9 protein-coding genes are annotated in these 8,615 nt (G+C 64.8%); 3 read left to right on the forward strand and 6 right to left on the reverse strand.

Features of this window, described 5'->3' with window-relative positions; genetic code table 11:
- Positions 1–1,324: ABC1 kinase family protein (locus tag V3572_RS00480; protein ID WP_332109002.1), on the forward strand; the 1,324-nt coding region annotated here is incomplete at its 5' end.
- An 81-nt stretch (positions 1,325–1,405) separates the two neighbouring features.
- On the forward strand, positions 1,406–1,927 hold the full coding sequence (locus tag V3572_RS00485; protein ID WP_332109003.1) for a pyridoxamine 5'-phosphate oxidase family protein: 522 nt from the start codon (positions 1,406–1,408) through the stop codon (positions 1,925–1,927).
- 50 nt (positions 1,928–1,977) lie between these two features.
- Here V3572_RS00485 and V3572_RS00490 read toward each other — a convergent pair whose 3' ends face one another.
- The 5 genes from V3572_RS00490 to V3572_RS00510 form a co-directional block, all read right to left on the reverse strand.
- A complete protein-coding gene (locus tag V3572_RS00490) occupies positions 1,978–3,387 on the reverse strand; it encodes an FAD-binding oxidoreductase (RefSeq protein WP_332109004.1) in 1,410 nt (469 codons plus the stop codon).
- Positions 3,384–3,851, reverse strand: a complete 468-nt coding sequence (gene smpB, locus V3572_RS00495) for an SsrA-binding protein SmpB (protein ID WP_332109005.1) — start codon at positions 3,849–3,851, stop codon at positions 3,384–3,386. The genes V3572_RS00490 and smpB overlap by 4 nt, the downstream gene beginning before the upstream one ends.
- 106 nt (positions 3,852–3,957) lie before the next feature.
- Positions 3,958–5,745: a phosphoenolpyruvate--protein phosphotransferase gene (gene ptsP / locus V3572_RS00500; protein ID WP_332109006.1), complete on the reverse strand. Its 1,788-nt coding sequence runs from the start codon at positions 5,743–5,745 to the stop codon at positions 3,958–3,960.
- A gap of 9 nt (positions 5,746–5,754) precedes the next feature.
- Positions 5,755–6,027: an HPr family phosphocarrier protein gene (locus V3572_RS00505; protein ID WP_332109007.1), complete on the reverse strand. Its 273-nt coding sequence runs from the start codon at positions 6,025–6,027 to the stop codon at positions 5,755–5,757.
- A gap of 112 nt (positions 6,028–6,139) precedes the next feature.
- The gene (locus tag V3572_RS00510; protein WP_332109008.1) at positions 6,140–7,045 is read right to left on the reverse strand and encodes a PTS system mannose/fructose/sorbose family transporter subunit IID; all 906 of its coding nucleotides are present in this window, start codon (positions 7,043–7,045) and stop codon (positions 6,140–6,142) included.
- Between the two features lie 204 nt (positions 7,046–7,249).
- On the opposite strand from V3572_RS00510, the gene V3572_RS00515 reads away from it, so the two are divergent.
- Entirely contained in the window at positions 7,250–7,414 is a 165-nt protein-coding gene (locus V3572_RS00515; protein ID WP_332109009.1) for a hypothetical protein, read from the forward strand.
- 132 nt (positions 7,415–7,546) lie between these two features.
- Here V3572_RS00515 and V3572_RS00520 read toward each other — a convergent pair.
- The coding region (locus tag V3572_RS00520; RefSeq protein ID WP_332109010.1) for a class II aldolase/adducin family protein at positions 7,547–8,615 on the reverse strand (1,069 nt) is incomplete at its 5' end.

The following is an 8,615-nucleotide window of genomic DNA, read 5'->3' on the forward strand; positions in this document are numbered from 1 at the left end:
AAACGTCCCGCCACGGGAGGAGAGGATGGCCGACAGCATTCCGAAGAGTAAGTGGGAAAGGGGGCTGTGCATCGGCAAGACAGCGACCAAATTGGGTGGCAAGACCCTTGCCTATCTTTCCCGAAAGCCTTTCCAGACGCCCGGTGAGCGGATCGAAGGCCGAAAGGCCCTGAACCGGGAGACGGCCGCCCTGCTTTTCCAGGGACTTGGCCTGTTGCGGGGAACGGCCCTGAAGGCGGCCCAGCTTTTGAGCCTGGAGGCCGACGTCTTGCCCCCCGAACTCACGGAAGAACTCAAAAAGTCATGCCACCAGGCGCCGCCCATCAATCGAGCCCTGGCCCGCAAAATTGTGGGCAACGCCCTGGGGAAGCCGCCCGAGGAGCTGTTCAGGCGCTTCGATGGGCAGGCGTTCGCCGCCGCCAGCCTGGGACAGGTCCACCGGGCCGTGGCCAGAGACGGCCAGGAGCTGGCGGTGAAGCTCCAATATCCCGGCATTCGGGAGACCATCGAATCCGACATGCAATTGATGCGATCAGCAACATGGCCGCTGCCTGACCGTCGGCTCCTGGCGGCGGTTCTGGAAGAGATAGAGGCCCGCTTGTTGGAGGAGGTCGACTACCGCCGCGAACAGGAGAACATGGCCTTTTTCCGGGCGGGCTTGCGCCAGGAACCTGTCCTGATACCGAAATGCCGCGAGGAATTGAGCACCGACACGGTGCTTGCCGCCGAATACCTGAGCGGCAAGCCCCTGGTCGAATGGCTGGAGACAGGCCCCGGCCAGGATCAACGGGATCGCGTCGCCCAAACCCTCCAGGATTTTTTTGTTTCCGGGCTCTACCGCTTGCATGGCATCCACGCCGACCCAAATCCCGGCAATTTCCTGGTGTTCCCCGACCTGACCGTCGGGGTGGTGGATTTCGGCTGCGTAAAGCATTTTGATCCGTGCTTCGTTGCGCTGTACAGCAAGCTCCCCGCGACAGCCGTCAATGGCGGCAGAAAGGAGTATCTCTCGCTGCTTGCCGGGTTCCAGGGCGACGCATCGCCAGTATCTGCGGAAATCGAGCAGCGCCTCTTCGAGGAACTCCAGGCGACAGGCCAATGGATTTCCCGATTATACCGTGAGAAGACATTCGATTTTCGGGAGAATCCGGATTTTATCCCGGCCGGGAAACACCGCATGTGTGCGGCTTTGAAGATGAGAACGCACATGGATCTCAACCCCCAGTTTATTTTTCTGCATCGGACACGCTATGGGCTCTTGCGACTCTTCGAACGCATGGGGGCACGGGTCAGCTTTCGCAACCCTCATGAATACATGGAATAGCCTGGCAAAGGGACACGTCGGACCAACGATCCCAATATCGGCTGAAAACGGCGTCAAAGGAAGCAATCAAAGGAGACAACCATGGATGTCATGCCGCACTGGAAGGTCATTTGCGATGTTGTCGAGAGAACCCTGAAAACCACGGGCTTTTGCGCCATGGCCACGGTGAATCCGGACGGATCACCCCATGTCACGCCCATTGGATCATTGTTTCTCCACAGTCCGGGCAAAGCCTATTATTTTGAAAAATTCCCGAAAGTGATGAGTCGCAATCTCAAGCAGGATCAAAGGATTTGCGTCCTGGCCGTTCACGGTGGATTCTGGCGCTTTCTGGCGGCGCTTTTTCGAGGCCGCTACACGACGGCGCCCGGGGTGCGCCTGATAGGCAGGGTGGGGGACCAACGGCCGGCCACCGAGGCGGAAGAACGCCTCTGGCGGGAAAGGATCAAGGCCTTCCGCTGGTTTAAGGGGTATCATCTGATCTGGGATGAAATGGCCCAGGTTCGCGACATTCACTTTGATTCCTTCGAACCCGTTCGCGTCGGTCTTATGACCAAGGGACTCTGGGGCGACCTGGAGCAGCAGAAGACACGCTCCGTGTGATGGTGGAGGCCTCCCTTTGCGGGGCTCCTCGATGGAGACACGGAAAGAGGTTAAAACGCCTTGCCGGGGTTCATGATGCCGTGGGGGTCGAAGACGGCTTTGATGCGGCGCATGAGTCCACGTTCGCCGGGGCCGATCTGGCGGTCCAGAAAGGGCAGCTTGGACAGGCCCACGCCGTGCTCTCCCGACAGCGTGCCGCCAAGGGCCAGGGTCAGGTCCAGGATGGCCTCCCGGGCGGCCAGGGCGCGGCCTCGTTCATCAGGGGCGGCGGCGTGATGCATGATGTTGACGTGCAGGTTGCCGTCGCCCACATGCCCGAAAACCAGGATGGGCAGGCGCTCCCGGGCGGCGATGGCCTGGATGCGGGCCACGGCGGTGCGGATGGCCCCGCGCGGCACGGTGACGTCGTCGCTGAGCTTGTCCGGGGCCACCCGGAAAGAGGCCTGGTTGAGCGTAGTGCGCACCTCCCACAGGGCCTCCTGCTCGGCGTTCCCCCTGGCCGTTTGGATGAAAAGCGGCCCGCGCCCGGCCAGAACCCGTTCGAGCCGGGGCAGATCGGCGGCCAGGGCGCCCTCCGAGCCGTCCAGCCGCACCAGCAGCGCCGCCCCGGCCTGTTGCGCCCCGGCCTGTCGCTCCCAGGGCAGGGGGCGCAGGGCGGTCACGGCCTCCAGGCAGGTCCGGTCCACGAATTCCATGGCCGCAGGCAGCATCCCGGCCCGGAAGATGTCCCCGGCGGCGGCCAGGGCCGAGTCCGCGTCGGCATGGGCGCAAAGCGCCGTGGCCGTGGCCTCGGGCAGGGGCAGAAGCTTCACCGTGATTTCGGAGAAAAAGGCCAGGGCGCCCTCGCTGCCCACCAGAAGCCGGGTCAGGTCCAGACCGGCCACGTTTTTGTGGGTGCGCCCGCCGGTGACGATGACCTCGCCGCCGGGCAGGATGGCCCGGATGCCCAGGATGAAGTCCCTGGTCACGCCGTATTTGAGGGCCCGCATGCCCCCGGCGCAGGTGGCCGCGTTGCCGCCCAGGGTGGAAAAGCGCACGCTGGCCGGGTCCGGCGGATAGAACAGGCGCTTTTTGGCCAGGGCCGCCTGCAGGTCGCCGGTGACCACGCCCGGGCGGCACACGGCCACGAAGTCGTCTTCGGAAATCTCCAGGATGTCCGCATAGCGGGCCGTGGAGATGACGATGCCCGAGGGCGCGGGCACGCAGTCGCCCACGGTGTTGGTGCCCCGGCCCCGGCAGTGGATGGGCAGGCGCTCGGCATGGGCGAAGCGCAGCAGTTCGCGGATCTGGTTCTCGGTTTCGGGCCGGACCACGGCGGCGGGCAGGGCTTGGCGGCGGGAGGCGTCGGTCCCGAAGACGCAGGTCTCCTCGGGCGAAAACACGGAGGCGTCGCCCGGAAAAAGGGCGGCGAGAAAGCGGCGGGCGGCAGGGGGAAGGGGCGCAGGCGCGGCGGCGCTCATGCCCTGGCCAGCTCCCGGGCCGTCTCCCGGTCGATGTCCCGGGCTTTGAGGTCGTCGCGGCGGTCGTGGACCTTCTTGCCCCGGGCCAGGGCGATCTCGATCTTGATCCGGCCGTTTTTGAAATACATGCGCACCGGCACCACGGTTAAGCCCTTTTGCTCCACCTTGGTGCGCAGATGGGCGATCTCGGCGGCGTGCAACAGCAGTTTGCGCTGCCGCTCGGGTTCGTGCCCGGAATAGCCCGCATTCTCGTATTCCGCGATATGTACGCCGATCAGCCAGGCCTCGCCGCCTACGAATTTGACGTAGCCGTCCTTGAAGCTGACCTTTCCGGCCCGAAGCGATTTCACCTCGGAACCCGTCAGGGCCAGCCCTGCTTCCAGCCTCTCCAAAAGTTCGTAGAGCCGGTGGGCGTTTTTGTTGGGGGCGATCAGCTTCTCGCCGCCAGGGGATGTCTTGCTCATGGTCTCACAGGGGTTTGCCGTCCACGGAGGGCGCGGCCACGGCGTCAGGAAAAGACGATAGCATGGCCGAATCCGAAAGGACAGGCCGCGATCCGGCCCGGGGGCGTCAGACCGTCACGCCCTCCTCCTGGTCCAGGAGGGAGGAATAGAACATCAGCTCGTCGGGGAACTTTTTGAAGATGGTTTCCTGCACCAGGCGGTTGGTGCGGGCCACGGTGGTGCTTTCCAGGACTTCCTTGAGCAGGTTCTTGCAATCGTCCATGGTGGCCTGGCGGATGATGCGCTTGATGCCGGGGATGGCCTGGGGATTCAAGCTTATGGCGTCGATCTGCATGCCCATGAGGATGGGGACGCAAAAGGGGTCCGAGGCCATTTCGCCGCACAGGCTGACCTCGATGCCCGCCTGGTGCGCCGCGTCCACCACATGCTTGATGCTGCGCACCACGGCCGGATGCAGGGGCTGGTACATGTGCGACACATAGCGGTTGGTGCGGTCGATCCCTAAGGAATACTGGATCAGGTCGTTGGTGCCGATGCTGAAAAAATCCACCTCCCGGGCCAACACCTCGGCGATCATCACCGCCGAGGGCAACTCCATCATGATGCCGATGGGCATTTCCGCATCGAAGGGCAGGCCTTGCTGCTTGAGTTCCGACTGGGCGGCGCGCAGCATGCTCATGGCCTGGCGAATCTCCCGCAGGCCCGAGATCATGGGGAACATGACCGAGACGTTGCCCACGGCCGAGGCCCGCAGGATGGCCCGCAGCTGGGTCATGAACAGATCCTTGTGGTGCATGCACAGCCGGATGGCCCGAAGCCCCAGGGCGGGGTTGCGCTCCTCGGGATTGCCCAGAAGGGAGATGAATTTGTCCGCCCCGGCGTCCAGGGTGCGAAGCGTCACCCGCTTGGGGGCCATGATGGAGGCCAGATCGAGGTATTCCTCGGTGAGTTCCTCCTCCGTGGGCAGAACCCGCCGGTTCATGTACGAATATTCCGTGCGGTACAGGCCGATGCCCTCGCCGCCGTTGTCGATGACCGCCGCCACCTCCTCCAGAAGTTCGATGTTGGCCTTCACCTTGACCCGGTAGCCGTCGATGGTCTCCCCGGGCAAATGGCAGCCGCGCATGATGGAGGCGTGATAGGCCTCGAACTGGTATTTGAGGTCGGTGTACTTGGCCAGTTCGTCTTCGTCTGGCTCAACCAGCACCATGCCCTGCAACCCGTCCACCACCACCAGATTCCCGTCGCGGACATGCTCTTCCAGGTTATTCACCCCGATGACCGCCGGGATGCCCAGGGTGCGGGCCAGGATGCCGGTATGGGAGGTCTTGCCGCCCTGGGCCGTGACCAGGGACATGATCTTGTCCACCTCGATGGCCGCCGTGTCCGCCGGGGACAGGTCGTCGGCCATGAGCACCACCCGGTTGTGCACGGCCTTGATGTCCCCGGTCTGCCCGGCGAGCCGGGCCTGGACCCGGTCGGAGACCATGCGCACGTCCTGAATGCGGTCGCGGAAATAGGGGTTGTCCAGGGCCTCGAAGGCCCGCTGCAAATCGGCCACAGCCTTGTCCAGGGCCCATTCGGCATTGATGCCCAGGTCGCTGATGTAGCCTGCGGCCGCGCCTTGCAGCTTGGGATCGTCGAGAATCATCAGATGCGAGTCGATGATGTGGGCATGTTCGCGAAGTTCCGCCGGAATGCGGTCGCGCACCTGGGTCAGTTCCTCGCGAAACTGCCCGAAGGCCCCGCTGAGCCGGGCCAACTCCGGTTTCACCAATTCCGGGGCCAAAGCCTGCCGGGGAACGGGCCCCTGGCCGGACCTGTTCAGGAAAAAGGCCTTGCCGATGGAGACGCCGGCCGAAACCGGAATGCCTTTGAGAATGACGGAAGCCACGCGTGGTTCCTATCGGAATCGTTTCTGGAACAGCCGGGCCAGGTGGGCCACGGCCTCATCGGCCTGGGGCCCGGTGGCCACGATATCCAGATTGGCGCCGTATCCCGCCGCCAGGGTCAAAATGTCCAGGATGCTTTTGGCGTCCACGTTGTCTCCGTTTTGCGCAATGCGCACGTCGCAGGGGAAACGCTGCGCCTCGCGGGCCAAAACAGCCGCCGGGCGGGCGTGTAGTCCTTGCTCGTTGAGCACGCTCACGGTCATGGACTGCCTTTCGGGCGACATGGACCGATCTCCGGAGGGAGAGGATTCGCCAGCCAATGTTGTGCGTTCCAAACGGTTCGTTCCTTTTGGGTGCATGGTCGGCCCGGTCATGCATCCCGGGCGGAACAGGCCTTCATGATACGCGAAACGCCGCCAAACACAAACCAGCCGCCACCAATGCCGCAAACGCCATTTCCCGGGGGAAACGGGGTTCGGTCATGGCCCAGACCCCAAGACCGGACACGATGATCAGGTCGCTGATCCCCATGGCCCCCACGGCTTTGGGGGCGGTGAGCATCCATAAAAAGGTCAGGATGACGGCGTTGACGACCTTGATGCGCCGTCCCCAATTGATGAGATCCCAGCGTTTGAGGCGTTTGAGAACCTGAAATCCTTCGCGGTATCCGGCCAAAAAGGTGGCCGCCTTGAAGGCGTTGAGCCCCACAAGCATGCACAGGGCCAAAAGGGCCACCCCCAAGGAATGCCCGGTGGCCGCCAGGCAGGCGGCGGCAAGCCCCCACAGCCCAAGCAGGCTGCCGCCGAAAAAAGAGTCGCCCACGGCCGAGAGGGTGTAGGCCGTGGTGGTTTTGATGTCCTCGAGCATGGCCGGAGGCGCCAGCCCCTTGGCGATCTTGACCTCCAGCGACAAAAAAATGCCCACCAGAAGCGGCGCCCACATGGGGTGGCTGTTGTAGACCGTCAGGTGGCGGGCCATGGCCGCCTGAAAGGCCGCAGGGTCGGGGTGCGCGGCCCGAAGTCCCGGCTCCATGGCATAGGCCAGGCCGACGTTTTGCAACCCCTGGGTGTTGAAGGCCGCCGCCACCAGATACGACCGGAAGAAACAGCGGCGAAGCGCCCGCAGATCCGGTTCCCCCGCATGGGGCTCCCGCCGCTCATCCAGGATTCCGGCGACGGCCAGCCCGTGGGGCGCGCAAAGGGGCGTCGCGTCGGCCCGGCAGGGCTGCCCGGAGAGGCCGGACGCGCCTTGCGCGCCGTCGGCCAGGTCCGTTGCACGGTGGGGGGATTGGGAAGGGGACATCATCCGTGTCCGGCGGTTGTGTCGTGCCATGGGGGTGTGGCGGCCGACGTTCTCGGTGAACCCATTGTGGCAAATGGCCCATCAAATGACAATCGGTCAATGCGTGCGCCGCCAAAATCATTTCCAAAAGCAGGCGGACCCTTTTCCCAGGGGCTTTCGCCCGGGAGGGAAAGACGCTATGGAAGAGGCAACAAAGGAGTCGTCATGGACGTGTATCGGCCGACAATCATCAAATACGGCATCGGATTCGGCTCGGCCCTGGCCATGGCCGTGTCTTTTACCCTCAATAAATCCATTTTCTGGGCCGTGATCCATGGTATTTTAGGCTGGATCTACGTGGTCTACGCCCTGCTTTTCAAGTCCTACTGATCCCGGCGGTCCGGCGTCGTCGCCGATGGGGGCGCGCCGCTCTTTTCGGGCGGCGGTACAGGGAGAATTCGGCGGGCAGGCTGCGTCCCGCCGTCTCCCGCCATGCCCCCTCCCTTTGCGCCCGGCCGTGGCTTAGCCCCGCGCCACCCGGGCCAGCACCGCCTCCCGGCAGTCCCGTTCCAGATTAAGCATGGCCGCAAAGGCCCGGTTGAAATCCGTGTCGTCCACGGTGAAGGCCCCGTGCCCAAGGACCATGGCCGCCAGGTGGCCGCGCAGGGCCGGGGGCAGGGTATGCACCAGTCCGCACGGGCCGCAGCCCACCTCGCCCGGAACCACGGGAGCGCCGCCGATGCGGCGTTTTTCCCGGCAGGCCACATGGCAGCGGCCCCGGTCGGGACAATCCGTCCGGTCGCAGTCCATGGACAGGATCACGCTGAACTTGGGATGGCCGTGCAGCACCACCTTTGCCGCCGTTTCGGTCACGATGCGGGCGTGGGCCGGAAATTCGCTGGAGGCGGTCAGGGCCGTGCAGGAGGAGCCGTCCAGGGGACAGGCCTCGATCTGGCCTTCCAGGGCATCCAGGGCCGCGCCCGTGCGGCTTATGTGCAACACGCCCCCCACCAGACACGACACGTTGCCGAAGACCGAATCCACCAATCCGCTTTGCACCGTGAGCCGTCCGGCCTCGGCCATGGCCGCCCGGGCCGTGGCCGCGTCGGCCAGGGGCCCTGACGCCAGGGCCGGGGCCGCATCCGGCAGGGGCGGCAATTCGGACAGGCCGTCCAGAACCCGGCCCATGGCCGCCGCCATGTCCGGCGGCAGTCCACCCAGGCGAAGGCAGGCCAGGGCGTCGGAGAAAAATTTCACGAAGCAGGCGAAGCACATGGAGCTGGCGGTGACAAAGGCCTGTTCCAGGATCATGGACCCGTGGGCCGCCAGGGCGCCGTCGGCGAAAATGACCCCCTTGCGCCGGGACAAGGCCCGGGCGGCGGCGGAAACGGCCTTCCGGTCCCGGGGTGGCGGCCAGCCCGGCATGTCGAGGACCGGCAGGTCGTGGAAAAAGGTGCGGGTCTCGCAGTCCCGTGGAAAAACGGCGGCCTGCCCGGGCTGCGCCCCGGCCAGGGCGGCCCGGGCCAGGAAGGCGGCTCCATGACCCACATGCCGTCGTCCAGGCGAAGCCTCCCGTACGTCTTTACAGCCA

This window comes from Desulfolutivibrio sp. (assembly GCF_036584575.1).
Classification (GTDB): domain Bacteria; phylum Desulfobacterota; class Desulfovibrionia; order Desulfovibrionales; family Desulfovibrionaceae; genus Desulfolutivibrio.

Coding starts and splice junctions, on each gene's coding strand:
- V3572_RS00485 (WP_332109003.1), top strand. CDS start 1,406: ATGGATGTCATGCCGCACTGGAAGGTCATTTGCGATGTTGTCGAGAGA.
- V3572_RS00490 (WP_332109004.1), bottom strand. CDS start 3,387: ATGAGCGCCGCCGCGCCTGCGCCCCTTCCCCCTGCCGCCCGCCGCTTT.
- smpB (WP_332109005.1), bottom strand. CDS start 3,851: ATGAGCAAGACATCCCCTGGCGGCGAGAAGCTGATCGCCCCCAACAAA.
- V3572_RS00505 (WP_332109007.1), bottom strand. CDS start 6,027: ATGTCGCCCGAAAGGCAGTCCATGACCGTGAGCGTGCTCAACGAGCAA.
- V3572_RS00510 (WP_332109008.1), bottom strand. CDS start 7,045: ATGTCCCCTTCCCAATCCCCCCACCGTGCAACGGACCTGGCCGACGGC.
- V3572_RS00515 (WP_332109009.1), top strand. CDS start 7,250: ATGGACGTGTATCGGCCGACAATCATCAAATACGGCATCGGATTCGGC.